The organism is Pseudarthrobacter sp. TAF60_1 (assembly GCF_052113505.1).
Classification (GTDB): domain Bacteria; phylum Actinomycetota; class Actinomycetes; order Actinomycetales; family Micrococcaceae; genus Arthrobacter.
In genome coordinates this window covers 242,177-268,861 of record NZ_JBFRDI010000003.1, presented here as the reverse complement: position 1 = coordinate 268,861, position 26,685 = coordinate 242,177, and the positions used below count along the sequence as shown (strand labels likewise).

The window sequence follows — 26,685 nt, the reverse complement described above, 5'->3', positions numbered from 1 at the left end:
AATCCTTACTTTCGCTCACGGAACCGATCCTCCGGAGGATCTGGGGGCCTGCCTCGGCGACCGCGGCAGCACGTCCACTCTACCGGGCCGAGCTCCCTCAAAAGGCCGTGGTGTTGCCAATATGGTCACTCCAGCAACGCTGGTCTCACCGGCAACAGGAGTGTTATCTTAGATCAACATGCGGGGGCTGTTCACCTGGTCGACGCAACCGCCACCGCCCTACCCCCGCCCCAACGGTCGGTCCGAGTTCGCGCGGACCCCCAAGGGAACCGGGGAGCCCTCCGGAGATGCCTTATGAATAAGTCCAAGCGCAATCAGTTGAGCCTGCCGCGGCGCGAAGCAATTTGCCGAAAGAGCACGCAGAAGCCCCTGGCCGCCTGGATCGCAATGGTTTGTGTCGCCGCAGGGCTGTTGGGTGCTTCTCCCGCGGTTGCGACGACGCCCTCCCCTTCGCCCACACCTACAGCGCCCTTGGCTCCGGCCGCTGCGCCCACCAGTTTGGCAACCTCTCCGGCGGCAGTGGCACCCCAGCCAGAGACACCCCCAGCGGAAGCGGCCTCTCCAGCCACCGCATCCGTGCCCACGGCTCCTGTGGCCGCGGACGATGTCAACCCCAATCCGGGTCGTTCGGGCGTCATGCCGCTTTCACCTGCGGATAGTGCCGCCCTGAAAGCCGAGATGGGTAAGGCGGGCGGATTTATGGGGGTTGGGAACCGGTCAAACACCTCTTCACCGCAGGAATCCCAAGTAGTTACGAAGGGCAATCTGCTTTCTACAGAAGCTCTCAGCTCTTGGGCGCCGGCTGGCATCCAGGGCCTTGACGTAAGTGGCTGGCAGAGCAACGTTGACTGGGGGTCACAGTTCAATCAAGGGGCTCGCTTTGCATACGTGAAGGCTACTGAGAGTACGACGTACAGGAACGACGGGTTCGCAAGCCAGTATGGCGGATCACGCAACGCGGGGATGATCCGCGGCGCGTACCACTTCGCCACACCGAGCACTTCCTCGGGCGCTGAACAGGCGCGCTATTTTGTCGCAGGCGGTGGCGGGTGGTCCGCTGACGGAATGACCCTACCGCCCCTCCTGGATATCGAATATAACCCTTACAACACGCTGGGGAATCTTTGCTACAACATGTCTGCAGGGCAGATGGTTAGCTGGATCCGGGACTTCTCCAATACCATGGTGGCACTCACCGGACGCAAGCCAGCAATCTACACGACGACGGACTGGTGGAAAACGTGTACAGCGAATAACAGCGGGTTCTCGGACCACCCTCTGCATTTGGCCAGCTATGCAACATCGCCGGGTTCACTGCCGAATGGCTGGGACACCTATAGCATCTGGCAATATTCATCAACCGGTCCTTACACTGGCGATTCCAACGTTTGGAATGGCAACTATGCACAGCTCAAGGCGTTTGCCTACGGGCGGTCATTGAATGCCGGCGAATTCGCCATCTCGTCTCGCCTTGATTCAATGCCCGTTGGCGCACCAGTCTCCGACGTCGTCTGCGGCATCCGTAACGCCGGCTGCTACCAAGGCTTCAAATCGGGCGAGATTCTCTGGTCCGCGGCAACCGGCGCCCAGACCTCTGCTGTCGGCGCAATCCGCGCGCTCTACCGCAACATGGGCGCAGAAAACAGCTACCTCGGCTACCCGACCAGTTCCGAACAATGCGGGCTTAAGGACGGTGGTTGTTATCAGATATTCCAAGACGGCGCTATCATGTGGGGGCCATCCACCGGTGCCCAGGTCTCGCGGTACGGGGCGATTCGGAACACCTACGCGGCGAACGACTTTGAGAACGGCGTCCTGGGGTATCCGACCGCGGGGGAGCAATGCGGGCTAAAGGACGCCGGCTGCTATCAGCCGTACCAGGGTGGACAAATCTACTGGAGCGCAAAGACTGGCGCTCAAGTGATGCGTTATGGCGCAATTCGGAGCGAATGGGCCACGAATAACTTCGAGACTGGCGTTCTTGGCTACCCCACTTCCGCAGAGACTTGTGGTCTAAAGGACAGCGGATGCGTCCAGTCCTTCCAAAACGGTCAGATCCACTGGACGGCCAGGACAGGCGCCGTCATGACCCGCACAGGAGCCATCCGAAGCCTTTGGATGTCGACGAAATCCGAGAATGGCCCGCTGGGCTACCCCACGGGCCGGGAGACCTGCGGGCTCAGAGACGCAGGCTGCTACCAGTCCTTTCAGGGAGGCCAGATTCACTGGACCGGAAGTACCGGCGCGCAACTCACCCGAGCCGGAGCCATCAGAACTGAGTGGGCTTCCAGCGGATATGAGTCGGGAGTCCTCGGTTATCCCATGGGACCGGAAACCTGCGGGCTAAAGGACGGCGGCTGCTTCCAATCCTTCCAAGGCGGTCAGGTCCACTGGTCACCGGCTTCAGGAGCCCATCTGACGCGAGCCGGAGCAATCGCCACATACTGGGGCCAGTCAGGGTGGGAGAACGGGCCGTTGGGTTACCCGACGGACATCGAAACCTGCAACACGGCCGGTGCCTGCTATCAGCAATTCCAGAATGGCATACTCGACTGGTCCCCCGTAAACGGCACTAAGGTCCGCTAGGATTCAAGATCCGGTCAGACAGGACGGACATACCAACAAAAAGTAGCGGCTCGGATGGTGTGACATCCGAGCCTCTACTTTTGTATTTTGTTGTCTCCGCCTACGGGCGCAGGGCGTGTCGAACGAGCTTGCCCAGTCCCGGCCACATTCTTTTGCTCACTACCTTTGGAGTGAGGGAAACGGCGTTGAGGCGGGACGTCAAGTGTAGCTTGGCGGCGCGTTCGGCTTTCCTCCAGCCCAGCCTGGCGAAATCCCGTGCACACTCATCGAAGAAGGCACGCTCCTCAGCAAACCGACGGCCATCGAGGGCCCGCACTGATGAGTCAGATTCGCGGTGACGCCGGTACTGGAAGCAGACGGTGTCGGTGACGAGCATCTTGCCGCCGTCCATGATGATGTCAATCGCCAAGGCGATGTCCTGCACTACGTTGTACTGCTCCCTGAAATCATGCTTGAGAATCGCCTCAGCGCGCCAGGCAACGGACGGGAAGTACAGCCAGTCCCCGGTGATAAGGCTTTCCGCTATGGGCTCGCCGGCGATGAGGGCCTCAGACGACCCACCAACGGCTAAACGGCGAAGGCCTGCCTTGACCTTGTCGCCGAGGGGCAAGTAGACGGCGCCGTTCTCGTCAATGACTTCAACGCCCGGCTGAAAAATCTTGACCTCGGGGTTCTGAAACGCCTTGCGGACGGTTCCGACATAGTTGGGAAGCATAATGTCGTCGGCGCCCATGACCACCACGACATCGTGCTGAACCAGACCAAGACATTTCTTGTAATTGCCGTTGGCACCCAGGTTGGTTTCGTTCCGGAAATAACGCACACGTCCGTCAGAGTCCACCAAGTGCTGGAAATAGGCCGGCAGGTCGGCGTCGGGGTAACCATCGTCAACGATCGTTAGGACGAAGTCAGTGTCCTCTTGGCCAAGTACGGAGTCGACGGCGGCTTTCATCATCGCCACGTCGCCGTAGTACGGCAGCATTACATCAATGGTCAATTTCTACTCTTCTCTGGAGTTGCGGGTCTGGTCGGCTACTTGGTCAGCGGTTAGGGGCCGGACGGGGTCCTTTGAGCCTTCTGAAAGCAGGGCGACGGAGGAACGAAGAATTGCCACTTCTTCAGCAAGGATGCGGGTCTCGTCCTCAAGGATGGTCAGCTCCCGGGAGACATGAAGACCGACGCCCACGAGCAGCACAATCGACAGGGCAAACAACAGGTTCGCAGGAACCCGGACACCGACCATCGACGCGGCAAAGTCCAGCATGCTGGGAAACAGGCCCAGCACGATGGTCAGGCCTCCGACCACAAGCCAAAGGACGGCATACTTCTCGCGCAGCTTTCCCACGCGAAGCATCAGGAGCACGGCCAGGACCATCCCGATGGAGGTAACCAGGGAAAAAGCAACACTCACGCGGGAACACTTCCTTCTCCGGCGATGTCGCCCGGCCGGGGCGTAACTAAGTCGACCTGCACCCGCGGCCGGCGGCGGGCCAGCGCGAAGCACAGGACCAGGCCCGATCGGGCCAGGTAGATCATCGCTTTGAAGGGACTGTGGCTGGGTGTGCCGGCCTGCCGCACCTTCATCTCGACGGGAATCTGGACCACCCGGCACCCGGACTTGAGGGCGACGACCAGCGAATCGATGGTATCGCCCAAATACTCGGCAGGAAAATGGTCAATGTATTGATGCAGGGCGCGCTCGTTGGCGGCCCGGAATCCTGAGGTCACATCAGTGAGCTCGGTCCCGGCAACCTTGGAGATCACCTTCGCGAGCACGGACATGGCCCATCGCCGCGGCCCTCTCGCGTCGTACGCACCGCGTCCGGCAAATCGAGCTCCGATCGAGATGTCAGCTTCAGCCAGTCCGGCCAACACCCGATCAATGTCGTGGGGGTCGTGCTGGCCATCCGAGTCGACCTGAATGGCAGAGGTGTAGCCGTGCCGGATCGCGTATTTGAAACCGGTACGCATCGCGCCGCCAACCCCGAGGTTGAAGGGCAGCCTCAGGACTGCGGCACCGGCCTGCTCCGCGATGGACGCGGTATCGTCGTGGGAACCGTCGTCGACGACAAGGATGTCATGCTCGGGAACGACGCGCCTTACTTCCCGGACGGTATCGCCGATAGCCTCGGCCTCGTTCCAGGCAGGCATGATGATGAGCGTGCCTGATCGCGTCTTGTTACTCATGATTTGTAACTATAGCAAGGGGCATAGGGCCGCCCACGCCGGGTCCGGACACCAGCTGAACACGCTTCAAAGACGCAGCCTGCATAATTGTAAGGTTGACAACCCAGGATGAGGAGCCTTGTTCGATGACTTGGTGGCAGACCGTTCCGACTTTTGCGTCGGCGGTATTGATCTACTTCTTGCCGGGGCTGGCGATACTTGCCGCGGCAGGCGTCCGGCGCCTTAACCTGGTTGCCCTTGCGGCCCCCGTGTCGGCTTCGGTGGCAGCTTGCGCCGCCGTCGTCGCACCATATTTGCATCTGCCCTACGTGCCTGGCGTGTACTTCGCGATCAGCGCAATCCTGGCCGCAGGCACCTTTACTGCCCGCTGGTGGTTCACCCGCAAAGCCACCGGCGCAGGCCAGCTCGCAAACAACGGCCGGCTTAATCCGAACGACCTTGGCCGCTGGACTGCCATTCTTGCCGTTCCCTTGGGCGTTGCGTTCGCTGCCCTGATGATCGGCCGACGCTTCGTGACCGGTTTCGGCAGCCCGGAACACTTCTCGCAGACATTCGACAATGTCTACCATCTGAACGCCGTGCACCACATAGCCGAGACCCAGAACGGGTCATCGATGACGCTCGGAAACCTCACCGACGCGTCAAGCTACTTCTACCCCGCGGGCATGCACGACCTTATGGCCCTGCTCCAGATGCTGACCGGCAGTTCCGTTCCGGTCGTCGTCAACGTAGGGACGATTGTCATCGGCGCCTTGGTCTGGCCGCTGGGTTGTATGTTCCTTGTTTCCCGCCTCGTGGGATACCGCGCGGTCGCACTCATGGCGGCAGGTGTCCTGGCGGCGGGTTTCAGCGCCTTCCCGTACCTACTCGTCGGCTTCGGTGTCCTGTACCCCAACAATGCCGCTATCGCTCTCCTGCCGGTGCTGCTGGGCCTCGCAGTGGAGATGCTCGGGATGTCCCGCTCCCCTGCTTCCTCGTTCCTACCGCCCGCGTTGGCGTTCTGCGCCGCTTTGCCGGGGATGGTACTGACGCATCCCAGTGCCCTGGTTGCGTTGCTGGGGTTTGTGTCGCCGGTGATCCTGGGCCGTCTGGTCCGGGAGTACCTGAAGTGGAGGGCCAGCGAATCCACTAAGCGGGCTGTCGTTACATGGGCGATCGCCAGCGTGGCATATCTGGCCGCAGCGGCCACCGCCTGGATGGTTCTTCGCCCCGGTCTGGGCGCCGCGCCGTGGACGCCCTTCCAGTCCAACGCGCGGGCCATTGGAGAAATCCTCGGAAGCGCCCCGATGGGAACCACCACGGCGTGGGTCATGGCCATCTTGACCGTCATCGGACTATATGTGACTGCACGCACCCTGCGCCGGACCTGGTGGATCCTTGGCATGTTCCTGGTGGGTGCGCTGTTGTACATGGTCGTCTCGAGCTGGCCTCCCGGCACGTTCCGGACGCTGCTGACCGGTGTCTGGTACAATGACAGCTTCCGCTTGGCTGCGCTGCTGCCCCTGGTGACACTGCCGGTTGCCGTCTTCGGCGCTGAGTGGCTCATGTGGCGGCTCAGGGCACTGGTGGAGTACCTGTCCACCCTCAAGCCCGAACAGGCCGCCGGGCTTCCGGCTCCCCTTGCCGCAATCGCCAAAGTCCGGCTTCCGGCAGCCACCAGTGTCGTATCCGTGTGGGTCATCCTCGGCCTGATGGGAGTGGCCGCCCAGGGCGGCACGCTGGCCCAGGTGCAGGATCGCCTGCACTCGGTGTTCTCCGTCACTCCGACGTCAGATCTCGTGAACGACGACGAACTGAAGGTTCTTAAGGAAGTCGACGCCAAGGTGCCCGCCGACGCCGTCGTTGTAGCCAATCCACTCGTGGGCGGTTCCATGGTGTACGCCCTCGCGAACCGGCGGGCGCTTGCACCCCACATTTTTGGGGAACGCACCCCAACCGAACAGCTGTTGCTGGACCATTGGGATGAGGCCGCCTACAACAAGGACGTTTGCACTGCCATTCGGAAGCTCAATGCATACTGGGCGCTGGACTTCGGAACCAAAACCGTAATACCCACCGAGGATCCCTTCCCCGGACTCGCCGACCTGTCCGCTGGCACCGCACCGAAGATCGAGGTGCTGGCGAGCTCGGGCGACGCCCGGCTGGTCCGAACCACCGCCTGCGACTGACTGGGGGGCCGCCGCGCCGGCGGCCCCCGCGTCGTGCGGGCGCGGCCGTGCCGGCCGAAACTAGCGGCTCTTCTTCGCCTCGTAGGCAGCCCTGGCCAGTTCGGGCAGGACGGTCCACGTCGCCCATTTGACGCCCAAAGGCGATGCCTCCACCAGTGCAAGCGCATCGTCCGATGTCTTGAGCAGGACCAGCGAATTCCGCTGGGCCCCGGGGAGTCCGTCCAGGACACCGTCCTTGAGGATCGCTTTTTTCTCGGAGGAGACGGCCACGACGTCGATGTCGGCCTCGAGTTCCCGCGCCCGGCGGGATTCCCAGAGAAGCGGGCCCGTTCCGGCCTCAACGCGCTTCCGCCGGCCTTCGGCCGCTATCGTGGCCAACACTGGTGCGGGTACAACCCCGAAGTCTTTGAGGATCCGCACCTGGTTGGATTCCTGGTCGTACACTTCAAAGTCCGCCCCGGGAGCCTGGCTGGCTCCCAGATAAACGAACGTGGCGCTTTCCAGGTCGGTATAGCTGGATTTCGCCTTGGCGATGTCCGCTTCCACGCTTTTGATCAACTCCCGTGCGCCCCCCGGCTTACCGATCGCCTGCCCGACGGTCGTCGTCGTCGTCCGCCAGTCCGTGCCGAACGGTTTGCCCGGGTAGGCCACCACGGGCGCGATTTCGGTGAGCTTGTCGTATTGTTCTTTGGTGATCCCCGAATTGACCGCCAGAATCAGGTCCGGCTTAAGCGTTTCCAAGTCTTTGTAGGGCGGTTCTTCGCCGTCCCGGTACTGGGCAGGCGTGACGGCGTTCAACGACGTCACCGCCTTGTTGAACCACAGGCTGGTGCCAAAGCCCCGCAACTCATACTGAGGGACGCCCGCCGGGACGACGCCGAGTGCGATGCACACATCGTGGCTGGCATAACCCAGCGTGGCGATTCGCTGGGGAACGGCCGTTATGGTGGTGGACCCCAGCGCATGCGGAATTGTTACAGGGAAAGGGCCGGTTTCGGGATCTGACGCCTCGCCAGCTTTACTGAAGCACCCGGACAGAAGCAACGGTGAAGCAGCAGCGGCTATAAGGAATGACCGGCGTCCTACACGTTTTCCGGAGCCGGACATGTTTTCCTGCATACTGACTTTCTCCCGTTCTGCCCCGGCACTTTCTGGCCTTTTTAGACAACTTGCTCATTCTAGTGGGATTCCTCAGTAGCCGGCTGGCAACTCAGAGTGCCCGTGAACGCTTCCTCAGCTCGGCAACGACGTTGTGGACTTCGCCGTCCATCACCACATGGCCGTTCTGAAGCAGGACGCCGCGCTCACAGACTGTGGACACCAGGTCCAGGTCGTGGCTGACCACAAAGAGCGTCTTGCCATTGGCCGCCAGTTCCTTGATCTTCGCAATGCACTTCCGCTGGAACGGCTCGTCCCCCACGGCCAGGATTTCATCGATGAGGAAGACTTCCGGGTCCGTGTGGACGGCGATTGAGAAGGCGAGGCGGAGGTACATTCCGGACGAGTAGAACTTCACTTCCGTGTCTATGAATTCGCCGATCTCGGAAAACTCCACAATGGCATCGAACTTTTCATCGATCTCGGCTTCCGTCATTCCCAGGATGGCGCCGTTGAGGTAGACATTGTCCCGTCCGCTCAGGTCATGGTGGAAGCCTGCGCCGACCTCAATCAGGCCCGCGACGCGCCCGCGTGTCAGCACCGTCCCACTGTCCGGCTGGAGCACCCCAGAGATGAGCTTGAGCAGAGTGGACTTTCCGGAGCCGTTCAGGCCGAGGAGCGCCACGGTTTCGCCGTGCTGCACGTCGAGGGAAACGTCCTTAAGGGCATCGAATTTCTTGGACAGATCCCCCTTACGCCCCCGAATCAGCCAGACCAGGGCCTCCTTCAGGGACCGGGTGTGGCGCATCACGAATTGCTTGCGTAGGCCGTTGCAACTAATGGCCCGGTTGTCGGCTTCCGTCATTCTAGAGCTCCTGGGCGAAGTGGATAGCAAGCTTTCGGAACACCAGCTGGCCGAGGAAAAGCACCAGGAGCGAAATGCCAAAGGCGACAGGCAGCCAAAAGGTGACCAGATCCGGCGGCAACGGCGCGAGCGGAATCTGGTCCGGTTTCAAGGTCGGATACCAGAACACCCAATGGAAGATCTCCACACCCACAGTCAGCGGATTGAGCTGGTAGATCCAGTACCAGGGACCCATGACCCGTTCGACCATGGTCCACAGGTAGAGCACCGGCGACGCCCAGGTAACGATCATCAGAATCATGTCAACGATGTTTTCAGAGTCGCGGAAGTACACGTTGGCGGCCCCGAACATCAGGCCAAGGCCTGTCGCCAGGATTGCCACCATCACAAAGGCCAGGATGACGACCAAGAACTGAACGACGGAGGGCGCCCAGCCCGCAATCAGGCAGGCTCCCACCAGGACAGCCGCCTGGGGCAGGAAGTGCGCGGCGGAGACCCACACCGTGGCTACGGGGAACAGCTCGCGGGGCAGGTATATCTTCCGGATCAGGTCCCTGTTGTCCACGATCGAACGTGTGGCATTACCCAGCGCCTCGGTAAAGAAGTTGACGAACACGATGCCGGAGAACAGGTAAATGGCGTAGTTCGGCGTCCCGTGCTGCAGGTTCAGGAAGATTCCGAGAGCCACGAAGTAGATTAGGAACTGCATCAGGGGTTTCACATATGACCACAGCAGGCCAAGCGCGGATCCGCGGTAGCGGATCTTAATTTCCTTTCGAACCAACAGCTTCAGTAGGAAACGGTTGGCGTAGACGTCCAGCAGTCCGCGGCCGTGCCCGGGTTTTATGAGCTCCTCGGACGAAACCATCTACCTTCGTTCCTTAACGCGGAAACCGACCGGACCGCCAAATGAGGCTTCCCAGGACTCCAGTGACGTGATTTCAGGAAGCGCCTGGCGGTACTCCGCCGAGAGGCTTTCCCATTGGCGGAAAAGCTGGGCCTGCAGCCGGGAAGCTTCCACCATCTTGCTCTTGAGCAGTTTCGGGTCGCGCCTATACCAAGAAACCCCTGTGCCTTCGGCATTCGATACCAGAACGCTGTCGTAGTTGGACAGCCTCCACCACTTGTTCTCCCGGTGTGCCAGATGTGCCTGGGGTTGCTCAAGGCTCTGTGGATCGTGCTTCCTGAAGACTTGGCGCAGCACGGTCTTGGCGGCCCACTTCGCAAGGTCTTTCTTTGCCGGCATTCCCTGGACAGCGCTGCCCCTGCCACCGCGGGTCAGGCCAACTGCGGGGAAATCGTCCACGTCCGACCGGATCTGCGCCTCGGAGTGGCGTGCCCTCAGCTCGTTGACCTCCGCAAGTTTGGTGCCGAGTTCCGAGTGCAGCTTGGATGGTCCGGCGAGGACGTCACGGAGGGCCAGGATGCGCGCCTCCTGGGCGAAGTACTGCATCGAAATCAGATGCTTAACGTTGTTCTGGAACGACTCCCGCAGGACCCGTCCGCCTTTCGGGAACGGGCTGTGGATCAGCGCGGCAATCAAACGGTTGCGCTCGTGGAAATACGACTGCCAGCCGAGGGAGTCGTCCTTGTCGATCCACGACACGTGCCACAGTGCAGCACCGGGAAGTGAAACGGTGGAATACCCCGCTTCTTTGGCGCGCAGGCAGTATTCCGCGTCATCCCACTTGATGAACACCGGAAGCGACAGGCCGATTTCACGGATGATCGACGTCGGGATCAGGCACATCCACCAACCGTTGAAGTCGACGTCCACGCGCCGGTGCATCCACGGGGTCTGGCGCAGGTTCCGTTGCCTGAAATCATGACGGTATTCGACGTCATTGTCCGGGCTGATCCAGCTAAGCCTGAACGGATCCACCACTTCACCGAACGTGTGCAACGTGGTGCGGCTGTAAAGATCGAACATGTGGCCGCCAACGATGGTCGGCTTCTTGCTGAAGCGAGCAAACGCGATCAGCCGTTCGATGCTGTCCGGCTCAACTACCACGTCGTCGTCGAGCAGCACCACATATTCGCTGCCGTTACTGACCGCCTCTGCCATTCCGCGGGAGAACCCGCCGGAGCCGCCGAGGTTGGCCTGATCCACAACCCGTAGCTTGGCTCCCAGCAGCCGGCTGACTTCCACGAAGCCCTCAGCGGCTGAGACTTTGTTGGTGCCCTGGTCAACGATCAGGACTTCCCTGACGCTGTTCAAAGCGTGCGGGTTGCTGCCCAAGATCCTGGCATTGTCAATGCAGAAGTCCGGCTTGTTCATGGTGGTGATCTGGATCGTCGCCAGTTGGCCGGCGGCAATTGCCGGCTGGTCCTTGGTGCCCCAGGAGGCTCCCAGCAGCTTGAGTTCGGACTTGCCGGCCACCATCTCGAACCAATACCAGCCGCCATCCCCGAACGTCTCGAGCGGCAGCTCAAGAGTCAGTTCGTCGGTGCCCTCAACATGGATGGATTCCAGGCGCTGCGGCACGCCGCGGGCATTTGACCGGAAAACCAGGACGCTTCCGGTGCCTTCGGTCCGCACGGTCAGCCGCACCGAACGGACCGTGGTCCACCGCCGCCAGTAGCTGGCCGGGAAGGCGTTGAAGTACGTTCCGAAGGAGACGTGCTTCCCGGGCCGGATCTTCATCGACGTGCGGGAAAGGAAGTCCTCGTGATGGGCCTCGACCGGGCTGGAACCGACAACGTGGAGCTTGTCTTCGGGCAGCTTGGGTGTCCGGTAGAGGCCGTCGTCCTCCACAAGGTGAAGCCCGACAGCCCTGCCAGCGTCGACGTAGAGCTCGATGGCATCCAACTCGCCGGGGGGCGGAAAAACGACCCTCTGCAGTTCGGAGTCCGCGTCTACGCTCATGCGTCAACGCCTCCGCTTTCAATTTTGGCGCCACCCTCGAAGTGCGGGCGGATTTTGTTGTCGAACATGGTCAGGGCTGAGCCAATGGCCATGTGCATGTCGAGGTACTTGTACGTGCCGAGCCGGCCCCCGAACAGGACATCCTTCTCGGCCGCAGCGAGGTCACGGTACTTGAGCAGCCGTTCTCGGTCTGCGGCAGTGTTGATCGGGTAGTAGGGCTCGTCCCCCTTCTCGGCGGCACGGGAGAATTCGCGCATGATGACGGTCTTTTCCGTCTGGTACTCGCGCTCGGGGTGGAAATGACGCGGTTCGATGATGCGCGTGTAGGAGACGTCTTCGTCGTTGTAATTGACCACGGACGTTCCCTGGAAGTCGCCGACGTCGAGAACTTCTTCTTCGAAGTCGATGGTGCGCCAGGAGAGATCGCCTTCGGCGAAGTCGAAGTAACGGTCAACGGGGCCGGTGTAGATCACCGGGATGTTGCCGACGACCTTATTTTTGCTGTATTCGTGCGACTCGTCGAAGAAGTCCGTGTTCAGCCGCACTTCGATGTTTGGGTGTTCGGCCATCTTTTCGATCCACGCCGTGTAGCCGTTGGTCGGCAGGCCCTCGTACTTGTCGTTGAAGTACCGGTTGTCGTAGTTGTAGCGTACCGGGAGCCGCGAGATGATGCCTGCGGGCAGGTCCTTGGGGTCGGTCTGCCACTGTTTGCCGGTGTAGTGCTTAATGAACGCCTCGTAGAGCGGGCGGCCAATCAGCTGGATGCCCTTGTCGTTGAGGTTCTGCGGATCCGTTCCGGCGAGCTCGCCCGCCTGCTCCTGAATCAGTTCCTGCGCCTGTCCCGGAGTCAGGTTCGCGCGGAAGAACTGGTTGATCGTGGCCAGGTTGATGGGCAGGGAGTAGACCTCACCCTTATGCACGCCATAGACCTTGTGGACGTAGTTCGTGAAGGTAGTGAAGCGGTTCACGTATTCCCACACACGCTCGTTCGAGGTGTGGAACAGGTGTGCGCCGTAGCGGTGCACTTCGATCCCCGTCTGCTCTTCCTTCTCGCTGTAGGCGTTTCCACCGATGTGGTGCCGGCGGTCGAGGACAACCACCTTCAAGCCGAGCTCGGTGGCGGCCTGTTCTGCGATTGTCAGGCCGAAAAAGCCAGACCCTACGATGACGAGGTCAGCGGTCACAAAATCTCCTGGTTCGAAAGCGGGCAGCGCAATGGTGCGCATTGTCTGCTGAACCAGCCTACCCGAGACCCCATCGTGACCTACTAATCCGCCAGCTTCCCCTTTTCCACATACGGCAACTCATCCCGCGACTCTTGCCGGTCTCCTGGCTAGCTTGGAAGCAAGCTGACTGTTAGGACTTTCACATCATGCCGCTTCACTGCACACTCGTTCGGAGCCCGTGCGCAGCCCTGCGGGAACCACCTGTAGAGCTGACCATCGAGGGTCCGGACGGTGCTGCGGGCGCCGACTTGCAGGAGGAGCTGGCAGCCAAGTTCGGAACTGGCACAGTGTCTATCGATGGGCAAGCTATGAGTTCGCTTACGCTCGGACAGCCTCCGCTTGTCGACGGCGCCGTCCTCGTCGACGCGGCGGGAATGACTGGCCGCCGGCCCAGGCAGCGCATGCCCGAACCGCCCGCTTCCTTGGCTTTGGCCGTGCATAGCGGCGGCGGGGCTGGCCGTGTGGTTCCCCTCCGGCGGGGCACCTACACCATAGGCCGCAGCAATGCCGAGATCGTCATCCCCGACGCCGATCTGTCGCGGGTCCACGCACGCCTTCTGGTAACCGAGACCGCCATCTTGATTGAGGACCTGGCTAGCGCCAACGGCACTGAAGTGGACGGCGAGCGGCAGAGGAACGCCGTCCTCACGACCAACTCCACCGTCCGTTGCGGCAGCTCAACCATGTCGCTGGTCTTCCTGGAGCAGCCCGACAACCGGCTGGACGAAGCAGGCACGGATGTCCACGAGCCGATAGTCATCAGCCGGCGCGAGGACCCGGCGAACCGCGCGGCGCTCCTGCTGACGGCCATTCTGCCGGTAATCATCGGCGTGGGCCTCGCCGTCATCACCGGGATGTGGATGTTCCTGGCCTTCACCGCTGTCTCCGCGATCTCCATCCTGGTGCCCGTGGTCGGCGGGCGACGGCAGCGCCGCGAACTGGCTGCGGCCATCAGCGCCGCCGTCGCGAAAGATCAGAACCGCCGACGCCGGGCCGCGCCGCCGCTGTCCGCCCTTACCATCGGCGGAGGCACCGGAAGAAACCGGACCGCCCTTGGCACAGGCTGCGGTATCTGGCTACGACTGGGGCAGGGCACCCAACCGGCCAACCTCAAATTCGAGCCGCCCGATCCGGGCCGGGCCACGCTGTCAGGTGGAATGCTTCCGGTCACCCTCGACCCCGCACGTCCTCTCACCAGCATCCGGGGATCGCGCGAGGAAGTGGATGGACTGGTGCGTTCCTTCCTCATGCAATTCGCCGGCTATCCGCTGGGTAGCGACATCCGCGTCATAGTCCACGGAAATGTGGAGCACCTGCCCCTCGCCGCCCGTTTTCTGAAGGGCGTGACCTTGGCTAGCCGACCCGCCGCCGTCCAGACCCTGCTGAAGCGCGGATTCAGGCCCTTTCACGGGGATGGCGTGTTGATCCTTGTGGGCGCCGAGAACACGCCTGAGATCATTGAAAAGGCTCTGGAGCATGAGTGGCAGGTTCTCCATTTCCCCAGCGACGGCGAAACCCCGTTCACTGCTGATGTGCAACTCGACAAACGCCGCTCCATGTTCAACACGGGAACCGAACGCATCTCATTCCTGCCCGATCTGGCCCCGGCAGACGTCTTCGAGCGGTTTTGCCGCCGTTTGGCCGGGACTGCCGATAAGCCCGGCGAGAGCAGCAAAGGCATTCCGTTGTCCTGTCGGCTGAATGACCTCCTCCCAGCGTCCACACCCGAAGTAACGAGGCGCTGGACCACACTGAGCAGCCGGTCCGGTTTGGCTGTTCCCGTGGGGTTGGGCGCGGAGGGCGCACAGACGCTGGATCTCCAGTCCGACGGTCCGCATCTGTTGGTTGCCGGGACCACGGGCTCGGGAAAGTCTGAACTACTCCGTAGCCTGACCGTTGGCTTGGCTCTCAGCTACCCGCCGGACCGCATCAACTTCCTCTTTGTGGACTTCAAAGGGGGCTCGGGTTTGGGGCCCCTGACGGGGCTTCCGCACTGCGTAGGAATGCTCACCGACCTCAGCAGCCATGAACTGGAACGGTATCTGCAGTCGCTTCGCGCCGAAATCAGATTCCGGGAAGAAGTTCTGGCAGCAGTGCAGGCGCCGGACCTAGCGTCCTACCGGGCGACTCCGGCGGCCCTCGCGTCCCCACTCCCCCACCTCGTGATTGTCATCGACGAATTCCGCATGCTCGTAGAGGACGCCCCCGAGTCACTTCGTGAACTCATGAGGATCGCCGCCATCGGCCGTTCGCTGGGCATCCACCTCGTCATGGCCACGCAGAGGCCCCAGGGCGCTCTGACAGCTGACATTCGCGCCAACGTGACCACCAGCATCTCGTTGCGTGTCCAGTCGGAGATGGAATCGATGGACATCATCAATTCGAAAGCCGCCGCGGCAATCAGCGTGGACAACCCGGGGCGGGCCTACCTGGCGCGCGGCAGCGAAGTTCCGATCGAATTCCAGGCCGGTTCACTGACTGCCGAAGCCAATACGTCCAAACCGAGTGGGCTCTCCGTGCACTTTGCGGCTGACTACATCGACGCTCCTCCGGCCGGATCTGAACCCGCGGCCTCAGGCGCTGAACCGACCCCGGCCCAGGCAGTCACACCGTTGATCGCTTCACTGTCCAGGTTGTGGGAGGCCATGAGTGGCGTTCCTGTCCGGATGCCGGTTGCACCCCCACTCCCCTGCATCCTGCGCCTACCATCCGCGCCTCCAGATGTGGACCGTAGCAGCCCGAAAAGCTGGTCCGTCAGGCTCGGACTGCTGGACCTGCCCTCCGAACAGAGGACGGCGCCGCTCGTCTGGGAGCCCGCAGGGCATGGACACCTGGGCCTGGTGGGCGGAGCGGAATCGGGTGTGGGCGAGGCCATGGGGTTGGCAGTCTCGGGCCTGGCGTCACACCCGTGCGAATCGCACCTGTACATCCTGGATCACAGCAGCTCATACGCGGGGTTGGCCTCACACGGCCGGGTGGGTGCCCGGGCGGGGCTGCATGAGCTTCGCCGGGCTGTCCGTATTCTTGAGCGCCTGATAGAGGAGCAATTGCGTCGGCTAGCCGATCCCGCAGCCGTTGCTACGCCCCTCGTGCTGGTGATCGCCGGCTGGGGTTCCTGGGCGTCGGCCTTTCGCTCCGGACCGCTTGCCTGGGCGGAGGATCTGGTCCACGACCTGATCCGTGATGGTGGCAGCGCCGGTATTACGGTGATCATCTCCGGCCAGCGGGACCTCGTCACCGCACGGTTCTTCGCCGCTATTCCCAACCGTGTCTATTTCCCCACCGGTTCAAGCGAGGAGAGCCGGATTGCCTGGCCCAAACTCCCTCCGACCCCACCCGTGGCCGGTCGGGGCGTGGCGATGGGCGCAGTAGCCGCAGGGAAAACAGCAGCCTGCCAGTTCTACACCGCCATCCTTGAAACAGATGGGTCGATCTCCTGCCAGACGCAGAGAACTACCGCGGCCAACCGGCCGTTCCGCGTTGAGCCGCTGCCAGTCATGATTGACGCGGCCCATATCCTCGATAAAGCTAAGACACCACGCCTAGATAGCACTCCCCGCCCTATGGCAGATGGGGTGACCACCGGGGAGGGACAAACGTCCGCCCTCTTCCGGATAGGCGTGGGCGGCGACGAACCCGAACCGGTCTCCCTCCGGGTGCCACCAGGGGCAGTTCTCGCCGTGTTGGGCGCCCCGGCGTCGGGGAAATCAGCGTTGCTCCGGCTGCTGCCAATTCTCAACCCCGATGCAGGACCTTGGCTCAGGCCGGAACCGGAGACCGATCCCTCGGCCTACTGGCCCGAGGTCCTCAACCGGGCATCGACCGGCGGTCTCACCAAGGGATCCGTGGCCTTGGTGGACGATGCGGACTTCCTGCCGTACGAGGTGAACCGCCAACTCGCCGAACTGAATTCCCTCGGCCTCACAGTGGTCATGACGGCGGGCTTCAGTCCCATCCTGTCCCAACGGGTTCCCCTCGCGCTCCACGCGAGGAATCTGGGCACAGGCGTGCTGATCGCTCCCCGGACATTCTTGGACGGCGATCTCTTCGGGGTGCGGTTTGAGGCCGAACCAAACCCTCCACCGGGGCGGAGCGTCGTCATCAGGAACGGCCGCGCCCTGTCGGTCCAGTTGGGCTGGGTGCCCCCGGACAGGGCTCCGAACGGACCGGCCCCTAACGGCGCCCCATAATGCCGGCCAAGGGAACGAAGCCTGCGACAGGTCGGCGCAAGTAAACGTCCGTCCAGCTTCAGAGTGCCGGGGGCAGCCCGCCGGTCCGGGAGGCGTAGCTGATAACACGTTTATCGAAAAGCAGCACGATGGCCGTCAAAGCCGGCAGGAGCATGGCCACGCCGGCCAGCACCACGCCTGCCGTCAGCGTTGGAAAGCCGATGGTCAGGACAAACAGCTGTGCCACCAGCGCAGCAGCCCTGGTCCATCGGCGCCCCCGAAAGAGGAAGTGTCCCACCGAATACAGCCAGGCAGAGAAGGCCAGAAGCAGGCCCAGGGTGAAAATGGCGCCCCAGAACGAACGCACCGGCGCGCCCGTCACGAGCTCGTAACCGTACCAGCCTGCGGCAACCAAGAGGGCTGTGGCCTCTGCCGCGACAATCAACGCGATCACCAGGATTCCGCGCGGACGGTCCACGGTTTCGGGAGCAGGTTCGGGCATCGGATCGGAGGGGTTTTGGGGGGCTCTTGACACACTGGCACCATACCGGACATAGTCGGACAGTGGTGGGGGTCGGCAACACGGATGTGATGTATCGCTCAGGAATCCGGGGATTTCAAGCTCTATTACCCCTTGTTTACACAGCGTTAACATGACAATCTTGATGAAGAAGACCGACGGGGCCCCGCAGGGCCCTTTTCCTTTGTAGCCTCTAGTGAATAATTTCACAAATGGCTTTTCCCAGAATTGGAGCAACTGATCAGCATGGATTGGCGTAATCGCGCGGCGTGCCTCGACAAGGACCCGGAACTGTTTTTCCCCGTTGGAAATACAGGGCCAGCCCTCCTCCAGATCGAGGAAGCAAAAAGCGTTTGCCGCCGCTGCCCCGTGGTTGACACCTGCCTTCAGTGGGCCCTCGAATCCGGCCAGGACGCAGGTGTCTGGGGCGGCATGAGCGAAGACGAGCGGCGCGCCCTCAAACGCCGCGCCGCCAGGGCCCGCCGCGCCTCCTAGCACAAACCCACCGGTGCAGGCACAACGGCATGGACACAGAACCGCACCAACTGCTTGCAGAGAGCGATGGCCGCGACCCCTTCCGGGTCGCGGCCATCGCCGTTAATTCACAGCCTTACCTGGCGGCCAGGCTCAGGCGGATCTGGACAGCCGTCCCGCCACCTTCACGCGGTTGCCACTGAATGGTGCCGCCCAGCTCACTTGTCACCAGCGTCCGGACGATCTGCAAACCAAGGCCCTCCACGTGCGGGGTATCCGGCAGCCCCACGCCGTCGTCGGCAATGGTCACGGTGAGCAATTCCTCACCGTCTTCCTCCTCGGAACGGTCCGCGATGAGCCAGACAGTTCCGGTACGTCCCTCCAGGCCATGCTCGACGGCGTTGGTCACCAGCTCGTTGATCACCAGTGCCAGCGGGGTGGCGAAATCGCTGGGCAGTTCGCCAAAGAGCCCGGAGCGCTCGGTCTTGACCTGCTGGGAGGGTGACGCGACTTCCGCCGACAGCCTGAACTGCCGGCCGATGAGTTCGTCGAAGTCCACGCTCTGCGCCAGGCCTTGGGACAGGGTTTCGTGGACCAAGGCGATGGTTGCCACGCGGCGCATCGCTTGTTCCAGACCCTGTTTCGCCTCGTCGCTGACCATCCGCCGGGACTGCATCCGCAGCAGGGCAGCCACTGTCTGCAGGTTGTTCTTCACCCGGTGGTGGATCTCGCGGATGGTGGCATCCTTGGTAACGAGCTCCATCTCCCGGCGCCGCAGTTCCGAAACATCCCGGCACAGCACGAGCGCGCCGAAGCGCTGCTGCTCGTCGCGGAGGGGAATGGCCCGCAGGGACAGGCTCACGCCACGGGATTCAATCTCACTGCGCCACGGCATCCGCCCGGTGACCACCAGCGGAAGCGTCTCGTCCACGAGGCGCCGATCTTTCAGCAGGCTCGCGGTCACTTCGGCCAGCGACCTTCCTTCCAGCGACTCGCCGTCGCCGAGCCGCCGGAAAGCCGATACCCCGTTGGGGCTGGCGTACTGCACAATGCCCTCGGCATCAAGCCTGATGAGCCCGTCCCCCACACGCGGCGCACCGCGGCGCGAGCCCGTGGGTGATGCGAAGTCCGGCCACAGCCCCAGTGTTCCCATGCGGAGAAGATCGTAGGCACACTGCCGGTACGTGAGTTCCAGGCGCGACGGCATCCGGGAACTGGACAGGTCCATGTGAGTGGTCACCACGGCGAGGGTCCGGCCGTTGCGGACCATCGGCACAGCCTCAACCCGCAAGGCCATGTCCGAGCTCCAGTTGGTCTCGCTGGACCTTTCAATGGCCCGGCTCTCCCATGCCTTGTCCACCAGCGGCTGGAGATCGGCCCGAATAGGTTCCCCCACGAAGTCACCGTGGAAGACCGTGTGCGTGGTTGAGGGCCGCACATGGGCCAGGGCAACATACCCGTGGTCCGGGTGCGGGAACCACAACGCCAGGTCCGCGAACGCCAGATCCGCAACCATCTGCCAGTCACCCACCAGGAGGTGCAGCCATTCGGCATCGCCCGGCCCGAAATCAGCATGTTCCCTGATGGGGTCCGTAAAGATTGCCACTGCACCTCCAGTTGCGACGCGAGGATCCCTAGCGTCGGACGATTGACCTCAAGAGCCTCAATGCTACCGACAGTGAGGCCATGTCGTCGGCCTCAAGCGCGTTGACCTCATCGAACATGCTCTTCGCCCTGCCCAACTGCTCGGCATTCTGGCCTTCCCAAGCCTTCAGCCGGTTCTCAGCAGAATCCTCTGACCCTGTCGACTCAAGCACCGCCGTCGTCATGTCCGTAACCGTGGAATACAGGTCATCGCGCAGCGCTGCCCGCGCCAACGCCTGCCAGCGGTCCTGGCGCGGGAGGCTGGTGATCCGCTCCAAAAGCGCGTCCGCGTGGAACCGGTTGAACACCGTGTAATAAACCGATGCGATCTCCTCCACCGGTTCATTGCGGGCGTGCACGATCTTGGCGATGTCCAGCAGGACGAAGCTCTCGAAGAGCTCAGCCCACCGCATCGCGAGGTCTTCGGGAAGTTCCCATCCGAGCCCCTTCTCCAGCCAACCGGCGACCCGCTCACGGTCATCGCCGCGCAGGTAGTCCAGCAGCCGGCCACGCATCGGATCCAGAAGCGGCTTGAACTCGGCGACCGTCTCCGCGATGGGACGCGAGCTGTCACCCTGGGCCAGCAGCCACCTGACCGCCCGGTCCAGGATGCGGCGGATATCCAGATGGACGGCGCTCCAGTGTTCGGTGGGGAAGGACGCGGGGAGGCTGTTCAGCTGGCCCACCATGACGTTCAGTTCGAAGACTTCACGAAGCGCCACGAAAGCCTTGGCCACAGCAACTTCCGTGGCCGAAGTTTCCTCCATGGTGCGGAACGCGAAGGTAATCCCGCCCATGTTGATCATGTCGTTGGCCACCACCGTGGCAATGATCTCGCGCCGCAGCGGGTGGGTGTCCAGTTCGGCGTCGAACCGTTCCCGCAACTGCGCCGGGAAGTACGCGCGCAGCGTGGCCCGGAACCACGGATCATCTGCCAGGTTGCTGTCACGGAGCGCCGAAGCCAGCTCAATTTTCGCGTAGGCCGCCAGTACCGAAAGTTCCGGGGACGTCAGCCCCTGGCCCTGGCTGAGCCGTTCCTGCAGGGTTTCCGTGCTCGGCAACGCCTCAAGGTCGCGCTTCAGGTCTGCGGACTTCTCCAGCCAGTCCATCAGGCGCTCATAACTCGGACTCCACTCGGCCACCCGCTGCCGGTCATTCAGGAGCAGGATGTTCTGGTCCACGTTGTCTTCAAGGACCAGGCGCCCCACCTCGTCGGTCATGGACGCGAGGAAGCCTGCGCGTTCCTCCGCCGACAACTTGCCCGCAGCCACCATCCGGTCCACGAAGATCTTGATGTTGACCTCATGGTCCGAGCAGTCCACCCCGGCAGAGTTGTCGATCGCGTCCGTGTTTAGGATGACGCCCTGCAGTGCCGCCTCGATGCGGCCGCGCTGCGTCATGCCCAGGTTGCCGCCTTCACCCACGACTTTGACCCGCAGGTCCTTGCCGTCGACGCGGATGGCGTCATTGGCTTTGTCCCCCACCGCTGCGTTGGTCTCGGTGCTTGCCTTCACGTAGGTCCCGATACCGCCGTTGTACAGCAGGTCGGCGGGGGCCAGCAGGATGGCGCGGAGGAGTTCCGGCGGGCTCATTTCGGTGATTCCCTCGGGCAGGCCGATGGCAGCCCGGACCTGCGGCGAGACCGGGACGGACTTCACCTGGCGGGGATAGACGCCGCCGCCTTCGCTGATGAGGGACTTGTTGTAGTCGTCCCAGGAGGAACGCGGCAAGTCGAAGAGCCGTTGCCGTTCCACAAACGAGGCTGCCGCGTCCGGCGCCGGGTCAAGGAAAATGTGCCGGTGGTCGAACGCCGCGAGCAGCCGGATGTGCCGGGACAGCAGCATGCCGTTGCCGAACACGTCACCGGACATGTCACCCACGCCCACCACCGTGAAATCCTGGGTCTGGGTGTCCACGTCCAGCTCGCTGAAGTGGCGCTTCACCGACTCCCAGGCCCCGCGGGCGGTGATGCCCATGGCCTTGTGGTCGTAGCCCACCGAGCCGCCGGACGCGAAGGCGTCACCGAGCCAGAAGCCATACTCTGCGGCCAGCCCGTTGGCAATGTCCGAGAACGTGGCCGTCCCCTTGTCCGCCGCCACCACAAGGTAGGAATCGTCGTCGTCGTGCCTGACAACGTCCGACGGCGGCACAACAGTTTCCGCCCCGCCCTCGGCGACGAGGTTGTCCGTGAGGTCCAGCAGGCCACGAATGAACGTCTTGTAGCTTTCCGTCCCCTCTGCCAGCCAGGCTGCCCGGTCCACCGTGGGGTCGGGGAGCCGCTTGGCAAAGAAGCCGCCCTTGGCTCCGGTGGGAACAATCACCGCGTTCTTGACGGTCTGCGCCTTGACCAAACCGAGGATCTCCGTCCGGAAGTCCTCGCGCCGGTCGGACCAGCGCAGACCACCGCGGGCCACCTTGCCGAAACGCAGGTGCACGCCTTCAACCTGCGGGGAATAGACCCAGATTTCAAACATTGGCCGCGGAAACGGCAGCCCCTCAATCATGGCGGGGTCAAGCTTAAAGCTCAGGTGCGGCTTGTTCTGGTAGTAGTTCGTGCGGAGTGTGGCCTCGATCAGGTTGGCGAAGGTGCGCAGGACGCGGTCGGCGTCGAGCGTTGCAACCTCCTCGATGGCGGCCGAAAGTTCCGCACGGACCTTTCCCTGGGCGGCGGACCGGCTGTCCCCAGCCAGAGCTGGATCAAAGCGGGCCGCAAACAGGGCCACCAGGGCCTTGGTGACGTCTGGATTGGCGAGCAGGGTGTCCGCCACAAAGCCCATCGAGTTCGTGTTCCCCATTTGCCGCATGTACCGCGTGTAAGCCCTCAACACGGTAATCTGGCGCCAGTGCATCCCCTCGCGCAGCACCAGCCTGTCAAGGCTGTCCGACTCAACCGCTCCGGTGATGGCGGCCCCGAACGAGTCCCCGAGCAGTTCGCCGGTGGCGAGCGGATCGACTCCGGCCGGGTATTTGAGTCCGAGGTCGTACAGGAAGAAGTCGCGACCGTCCGCCGTCTCGATCTCGAAAGGCCGCTCGTCGAGTACCTCCAGGCCCAGGTTGTGGAAGTAGGGCAAGATCTGGCTCAAGCTTTTGGGTTCCAGCATGTACAGCTTGACGCGGGCGTCCTCCTCGAGATCTGCCCCTGCCCCGGCGGGCAGGTAGACATGGACTCCGGGCCGTTCCTGCCGGGCGCCTGCAACGCGCTCCGCCGCAGCGCCGTATTTCTCAAACCGTGCGATGTCCTCCAGCGCGTCCTCTACCTCGTAGTCCACGCGGTAGCTGACCGGAAAAGCCTCGGACCAGATGCCGGCGAGCTCCTTTGCCTCCTGACCGGCGCCGCCGCTGCGCAGGACCTCCGTGATGCCCTCACTCCATGACCGCCCTGCCCGGACCAGGCGCTGTTCAAGCTCGGCAGCGTTGACGTTGCTGGCGTCCGCACCCCGGGGCAGGCGGATTCGGAAGAAGAGGCGGGCGAGGGCCGATTCGGTCATCCTCGCCTCGTAGTCGATCGACTCAGCGTGGAATGTGGCCCGCAGCTCGTCCTCGATCCGGTGCCGGACACTGGTGGTGTAGCGGTCGCGCGGAATGTAGACCAGCGCGGACATGAAGCGGCCGTAGATATCCGGACGGAGGAACAGCCTGGTCCGGCGCCGTTCCTGGAGCTTTTGGATGCCGGTGGCGGTCGCCGCCAGGTCAGCGGTTTCGATCTGGAACAGCTCGTCCCGCGGGTAGGTCTCCAAAATTCCCAAGAGGTCCTTGCCGGAGTGGGAATCCGGCGGGAAACCGGCGCTGGCCAGCACTGCGGCAATCTTTTCCCGCACCACCGGAGTATCCCGCACCGAGCCGGCATACGCGCTCGTGGAGAACAGGCCGATGAACCGGCGTTCGCCATTGACATTGCCCGCCGTATCGAAACTCTTGACGCCGATGTAATCCAGGTAGGCCGGGCGATGGACGGTGGACCGGGAGTTCGCCTTGGTGATCACCAGGGCACGCTTTTCCCGGGCTTTCCTCCGCCCGGCCTCGGTCAGGTGCTGCAGATGCGGGGCGCCGGCCTTTTCACGAAGCAGGCCCAGCCCGCTATCCTCCCGCAACTCCAGTACGTCCTCGCCGTCGACGTTAATGAGGTCGTACTCGCGGTATCCCAGGAAGGTGAAGTTGCCGTTGTCGAGCCAGCGCAGCAGATCCTGCGCCTGCCGCAGTTCGGCAATCTGCGCCGGATTCGCCACCTTGTCCAGGCTCGCAGCTATCTGCATGGCCTTGTTCCGCATTTTGGGCCAATCTTCGACGGCGGCACGTACGTCCGCCAGGACGCGGTCCAGGCCCTCCAGCAACGACGACTGGGCTTCGTCGGAAACGCGGTTGATCTCCACCGCGATCCAGGACTCCATGTGGGACGCGTTTTCGCCTTGGGCGATGAGGTGGGACATCAGGGGCATCGCGGCGGTGTCACCGCTGGAGGTCCCGATGTTGGAAGGCACCCGGTCCACCTTGACCAGGTCCCCCGTTTCCCTGTTCCGGGTGACAACAAAGAGCGGGTGCAGGACCAAGCGGATGGCCGCCTTCTGGCGGACCAGTTCGGCATTGACCGAGTCCACGAGGAAAGGCATGTCGTCCGTGACAATGTAAACGACGCTGCTGTCTTCCTCATTGACGATGGAAACGTTCGCCTGGCCAGGCCGCCGGTTGGCTGCGACGTTCCGGTGGCTGTCCGCGCGGCTGGCCAACACGTCCTGCGGGTAGCTTCGGGCATCCTCTTCAGCCAAATGCTGGTAATAGTCCCCCAGGAATCCCTCCTGGTCTCCAATTGCTACGGACTGATCCTCCACGCTGGACCCAGACGACATCAACAAACGCCTCCATCACAAAGATTGACGCTGCACCGTTGCAGCTCCTACGGCGAGCTTAACCCTTTACCCGGCGGAGCGCGGTGGTAGAAAATACAGAGGATTTGGCAGATCGCTGGACAGGTGCACAAACCAAATCGGCCATCGCGCGTCTTAGCTTGGACTCGGGGGCCGTTTCGAGCAATAACGACCCGGCAAGGAGTGCGGCATCTGCCGCGGCGTTGTCAGCCGGCAGGAACGCAGTGATTGCCGAAGCCGGCCCGTACCGCTCCCACGCATCCTTCAACTGACGCTCCGGCGATCTTCCCACAGCCGCAGCCCGCACTTTGTTCAGCACCACAACGGGCGACACGTGCGGCACCGCCAGTTCGAGCTCGGCCAACCCGCGAACCAGCCGGGGAACACCCACCGGATCGGCGGCCCCGACGGCGAACACAGTGTCCGCCAGTTCCAGGCTGCGCAGAGTGGCAGCGTTCCGGCGCGGGGCCATCGTGTCGAAGCTAAGCTCCTCATCGGCCTCGAGGCAGAACCCCGTGTCAACCACCACGACGTCGGCGATTTCCTTAGCGCGCTCCAGAACCAGCGACAGGGCTGCTGCCCGGAGCTCAGTCCACCTGTCCGCCCTGGTGATCCCGGTCAGGACGCGGAAGGTCCCGAGTTTGGTGGTGACCGGCGTGGCCACCTTCAGAAGTGCCGCGGCGCCCAGCAGCCCCTGGTCCGCCAGCCGGCAGGCCTGTGCGAGGCCGGCAGCTTCATCCAGCAGCCCCAGAACCGCGGCGATGCTTGCGCCGTAGCTGTCCGCATCCACCAGCAGCACGGACTTTCCTTCCGCTGCCAGCTCCCCCGCAATATTGGCTGCAACGAAGGTACGCCCGGGTGAGCCGGCCGGGCCCCAGACAGCGATGATCCGTCCCGCCCCGGAGGCCGGCGGCACCTCAGCCACGTCAGCGGGCAGCTGGCGCAACGCAGCACTGGTGTTGCCCAGAGCGCTTCCTGACGCGGGACCCTGTGGAGGCCCCGTCAGGAGGGAAACAGCCTCCGCGATCCTGCCGGCCAAAGCTGCGGAATCAACCCCGGTCAGCGCGGACGCCACGCCGATCCCCCGCAGTCTCGCTGCTTCCTCGGCGTCGTCCGTAAGAGCGATGATTGCCACGCCCACTGCCCCGAGCCGGTCAACCAGGGATGCGGTGAGGCCCTCGGAGCCGTCGGCCACCACGGCTGCCCGCGCAAGCCCGCTTTGGCAGGCCGCCAACAATTCAGTGAGCTCGCCGCAGCGTCGGACCACCGTGACGGGTCCGTGGAGCCCCTCCAGGCCGCCCACCACATCCTCCTGGGCCTGCCCAACGGTCACCACGGGGATGCTCATGACCTGCCACCGCCCGGGTTCCAGACGACGGAAATCTTGGCCTGGTTGGCCTGCGCTCCGAGCAGGGCAGGCATTTGGCTGTCAGCGACCAGCACCATCAATACCGTGTTACGGGACGAGCCCAGGGTGCTGGAGGCCGCAGTCACCTGTGCAATTTCCGCGCCGGGCAACAGCAACTTTGGCTCGGTGAAGCCGTTCCGGGCATCGGGCAGGGCCACCCAGACGTCTACGCGGGTACCCGCCACCGCCTGCGGAGGCAGCGGCTCATCAATGGTCACCGCCACGGGCTTGCGGTCCAGGGAATCCACCGTTGCGAGGCTTTCTTTGGGGACCAACTGGCTCTTGCCGATTCTTTGCACGGCAACCAGCCCCTCAGGGAGTCCCGCTTCCACGGTGACGTAGTGCTCTTCGGTGTCCCCGAGGCGGACCTTGGCACGGACTACGTTCTCCGTTGTCAGCTTTTCTCCCACAGCGATGGAGTCCCGCGCCGCGTAGACCTCGGTGGTCTGGTCCGCGCTCCCCACGAGCGAGATGACGCCCACTACGGATGCCAGCACCAGCAGCACTCCCACGAGCAGCCGCGGGTCCTTCCACGACGGAGGCTTCAGCCTGCCGGCACCGGTGTTTCCTGCATCGTGGCTCATGCCTTTTCCCCCTAGCTCCGAGCCAGGC

The 26,685-nt window shown here is 63.1% G+C and carries 18 protein-coding genes; 4 read left to right on the top strand and 14 right to left on the bottom strand.

What is annotated here, in order from left to right; translation table 11 throughout:
• Nucleotides 1-314: 314 nt before the first annotated feature.
• The gene (locus tag AB4Y73_RS04765; RefSeq protein ID WP_441869210.1) at nt 315-638 is read right to left on the bottom strand and encodes a hypothetical protein; all 324 of its coding nucleotides are present in this window, start codon (nt 636-638) and stop codon (nt 315-317) included.
• On the opposite strand from AB4Y73_RS04765, the gene AB4Y73_RS04760 reads away from it, so the two are divergent.
• Complete coding sequence (locus AB4Y73_RS04760) at nt 637-2,586, top strand: GH25 family lysozyme (protein WP_441869207.1); 1,950 nt, start codon at nt 637-639, stop codon at nt 2,584-2,586. The genes AB4Y73_RS04765 and AB4Y73_RS04760 overlap by 2 nt on opposite strands.
• A gap of 100 nt (nt 2,587-2,686) precedes the next feature.
• Here AB4Y73_RS04760 and AB4Y73_RS04755 read toward each other — a convergent pair whose 3' ends face one another.
• Genes AB4Y73_RS04755 through AB4Y73_RS04745 form a run of 3 tightly spaced genes read right to left on the bottom strand, consistent with a single transcriptional unit; the run spans nt 2,687 to nt 4,773 of the window.
• Nucleotides 2,687-3,583 carry a glycosyltransferase family 2 protein gene (locus AB4Y73_RS04755; protein WP_441869204.1) on the bottom strand — a complete coding sequence of 299 codons (897 nt, stop codon included), beginning with the start codon at nt 3,581-3,583 and terminating at the stop codon, nt 2,687-2,689.
• 3 nt (nt 3,584-3,586) lie between these two features.
• The gene (locus AB4Y73_RS04750) at nt 3,587-3,997 is read right to left on the bottom strand and encodes a DUF2304 domain-containing protein (RefSeq protein WP_441869201.1); all 411 of its coding nucleotides are present in this window, start codon (nt 3,995-3,997) and stop codon (nt 3,587-3,589) included.
• Nucleotides 3,994-4,773: a glycosyltransferase family 2 protein gene (locus AB4Y73_RS04745; RefSeq protein WP_441869198.1), complete on the bottom strand. Its 780-nt coding sequence runs from the start codon at nt 4,771-4,773 to the stop codon at nt 3,994-3,996. Before AB4Y73_RS04745 ends, AB4Y73_RS04750 begins: the two co-directional genes overlap by 4 nt.
• A gap of 125 nt (nt 4,774-4,898) precedes the next feature.
• Between AB4Y73_RS04745 and AB4Y73_RS04740 the strand changes: the two genes are divergently transcribed.
• Nucleotides 4,899-6,941, top strand: coding sequence for a DUF6541 family protein (locus tag AB4Y73_RS04740; protein ID WP_441869195.1), 2,043 nt, complete (start codon nt 4,899-4,901; stop codon nt 6,939-6,941).
• Between the two features lie 60 nt (nt 6,942-7,001).
• On the opposite strand, the gene AB4Y73_RS04735 is transcribed toward AB4Y73_RS04740, so the two are convergent.
• The 5 genes from AB4Y73_RS04735 to glf all read right to left on the bottom strand — a co-directional run bounded on the left by AB4Y73_RS04735 (nt 7,002) and on the right by glf (nt 12,954).
• Nucleotides 7,002-8,048 carry an ABC transporter substrate-binding protein gene (locus tag AB4Y73_RS04735; protein ID WP_441869784.1) on the bottom strand — a complete coding sequence of 349 codons (1,047 nt, stop codon included), beginning with the start codon at nt 8,046-8,048 and terminating at the stop codon, nt 7,002-7,004.
• Nucleotides 8,049-8,151: 103 nt separating this feature from the next.
• Entirely contained in the window at nt 8,152-8,904 is a 753-nt protein-coding gene (locus tag AB4Y73_RS04730; RefSeq protein ID WP_441869192.1) for an ABC transporter ATP-binding protein, read from the bottom strand.
• A gap of 1 nt (nt 8,905) precedes the next feature.
• Nucleotides 8,906-9,772: an ABC transporter permease gene (locus AB4Y73_RS04725; protein ID WP_441869189.1), complete on the bottom strand. Its 867-nt coding sequence runs from the start codon at nt 9,770-9,772 to the stop codon at nt 8,906-8,908.
• Nucleotides 9,773-11,770 carry a glycosyltransferase gene (locus AB4Y73_RS04720; RefSeq protein WP_441869186.1) on the bottom strand — a complete coding sequence of 666 codons (1,998 nt, stop codon included), beginning with the start codon at nt 11,768-11,770 and terminating at the stop codon, nt 9,773-9,775. It lies immediately after the preceding gene.
• Nucleotides 11,767-12,954, bottom strand: a complete 1,188-nt coding sequence (gene glf / locus AB4Y73_RS04715) for a UDP-galactopyranose mutase (protein WP_441869183.1) — start codon at nt 12,952-12,954, stop codon at nt 11,767-11,769. Before glf ends, AB4Y73_RS04720 begins: the two co-directional genes overlap by 4 nt.
• Nucleotides 12,955-13,304: 350 nt before the next feature.
• Here glf and AB4Y73_RS04710 point away from each other — a divergent pair, with 350 nt between their 5' ends.
• Nucleotides 13,305-17,186, top strand: a complete 3,882-nt coding sequence (locus tag AB4Y73_RS04710) for an FtsK/SpoIIIE domain-containing protein (protein WP_441869180.1) — start codon at nt 13,305-13,307, stop codon at nt 17,184-17,186.
• A 58-nt stretch (nt 17,187-17,244) separates the two neighbouring features.
• Here the strand turns inward: AB4Y73_RS04710 and AB4Y73_RS04705 are convergent, their stop codons facing one another.
• Nucleotides 17,245-17,667, bottom strand: a complete 423-nt coding sequence (locus tag AB4Y73_RS04705) for a hypothetical protein (RefSeq protein WP_441869781.1) — start codon at nt 17,665-17,667, stop codon at nt 17,245-17,247.
• Between the two features lie 264 nt (nt 17,668-17,931).
• Here AB4Y73_RS04705 and AB4Y73_RS04700 point away from each other — a divergent pair, with 264 nt between their 5' ends.
• Nucleotides 17,932-18,180 carry a WhiB family transcriptional regulator gene (locus tag AB4Y73_RS04700; RefSeq protein ID WP_003804966.1) on the top strand — a complete coding sequence of 83 codons (249 nt, stop codon included), beginning with the start codon at nt 17,932-17,934 and terminating at the stop codon, nt 18,178-18,180.
• Between the two features lie 115 nt (nt 18,181-18,295).
• Here the strand turns inward: AB4Y73_RS04700 and AB4Y73_RS04695 are convergent, their stop codons facing one another.
• From AB4Y73_RS04695 to AB4Y73_RS04680, 4 genes are read right to left on the bottom strand one after another with little or no spacing between them, the layout of a single operon-like run.
• Nucleotides 18,296-19,765 (bottom strand): sensor histidine kinase, encoded by a 1,470-nt coding sequence (locus AB4Y73_RS04695; protein WP_441869177.1) that lies wholly within the window; start codon nt 19,763-19,765, stop codon nt 18,296-18,298.
• A gap of 28 nt (nt 19,766-19,793) precedes the next feature.
• Nucleotides 19,794-24,647, bottom strand: a complete 4,854-nt coding sequence (locus AB4Y73_RS04690; protein WP_441869174.1) for an NAD-glutamate dehydrogenase — start codon at nt 24,645-24,647, stop codon at nt 19,794-19,796.
• A 58-nt stretch (nt 24,648-24,705) separates the two neighbouring features.
• On the bottom strand, nt 24,706-26,013 hold the full coding sequence (locus AB4Y73_RS04685; protein ID WP_441869171.1) for an AAA family ATPase: 1,308 nt from the start codon (nt 26,011-26,013) through the stop codon (nt 24,706-24,708).
• A complete protein-coding gene (locus AB4Y73_RS04680) occupies nt 26,010-26,657 on the bottom strand; it encodes a hypothetical protein (RefSeq protein ID WP_441869168.1) in 648 nt (215 codons plus the stop codon). Before AB4Y73_RS04680 ends, AB4Y73_RS04685 begins: the two co-directional genes overlap by 4 nt.
• Nucleotides 26,658-26,685 lie beyond the last annotated feature (28 nt).

Bases quoted from the DNA above. Each gene is read 5' to 3' on its own strand.
- AB4Y73_RS04710 (WP_441869180.1), top strand. From the start codon at position 13,305: ATGAGTTCGCTTACGCTCGGACAGCCTCCGCTTGTCGACGGCGCCGTC.
- AB4Y73_RS04765 (WP_441869210.1), bottom strand. From the start codon at position 638: ATGACGCCCGAACGACCCGGATTGGGGTTGACATCGTCCGCGGCCACA.
- AB4Y73_RS04745 (WP_441869198.1), bottom strand. From the start codon at position 4,773: ATGAGTAACAAGACGCGATCAGGCACGCTCATCATCATGCCTGCCTGG.
- AB4Y73_RS04680 (WP_441869168.1), bottom strand. From the start codon at position 26,657: ATGAGCCACGATGCAGGAAACACCGGTGCCGGCAGGCTGAAGCCTCCG.
- AB4Y73_RS04740 (WP_441869195.1), top strand. From the start codon at position 4,899: ATGACTTGGTGGCAGACCGTTCCGACTTTTGCGTCGGCGGTATTGATC.
- AB4Y73_RS04730 (WP_441869192.1), bottom strand. From the start codon at position 8,904: ATGACGGAAGCCGACAACCGGGCCATTAGTTGCAACGGCCTACGCAAG.
- AB4Y73_RS04760 (WP_441869207.1), top strand. From the start codon at position 637: ATGCCGCTTTCACCTGCGGATAGTGCCGCCCTGAAAGCCGAGATGGGT.
- AB4Y73_RS04685 (WP_441869171.1), bottom strand. From the start codon at position 26,013: ATGAGCATCCCCGTGGTGACCGTTGGGCAGGCCCAGGAGGATGTGGTG.
- AB4Y73_RS04735 (WP_441869784.1), bottom strand. From the start codon at position 8,048: ATGTCCGGCTCCGGAAAACGTGTAGGACGCCGGTCATTCCTTATAGCC.
- AB4Y73_RS04690 (WP_441869174.1), bottom strand. From the start codon at position 24,647: ATGTCGTCTGGGTCCAGCGTGGAGGATCAGTCCGTAGCAATTGGAGAC.
- AB4Y73_RS04705 (WP_441869781.1), bottom strand. From the start codon at position 17,667: ATGCCCGAACCTGCTCCCGAAACCGTGGACCGTCCGCGCGGAATCCTG.
- AB4Y73_RS04700 (WP_003804966.1), top strand. From the start codon at position 17,932: ATGGATTGGCGTAATCGCGCGGCGTGCCTCGACAAGGACCCGGAACTG.
- AB4Y73_RS04720 (WP_441869186.1), bottom strand. From the start codon at position 11,770: ATGAGCGTAGACGCGGACTCCGAACTGCAGAGGGTCGTTTTTCCGCCC.
- AB4Y73_RS04725 (WP_441869189.1), bottom strand. From the start codon at position 9,772: ATGGTTTCGTCCGAGGAGCTCATAAAACCCGGGCACGGCCGCGGACTG.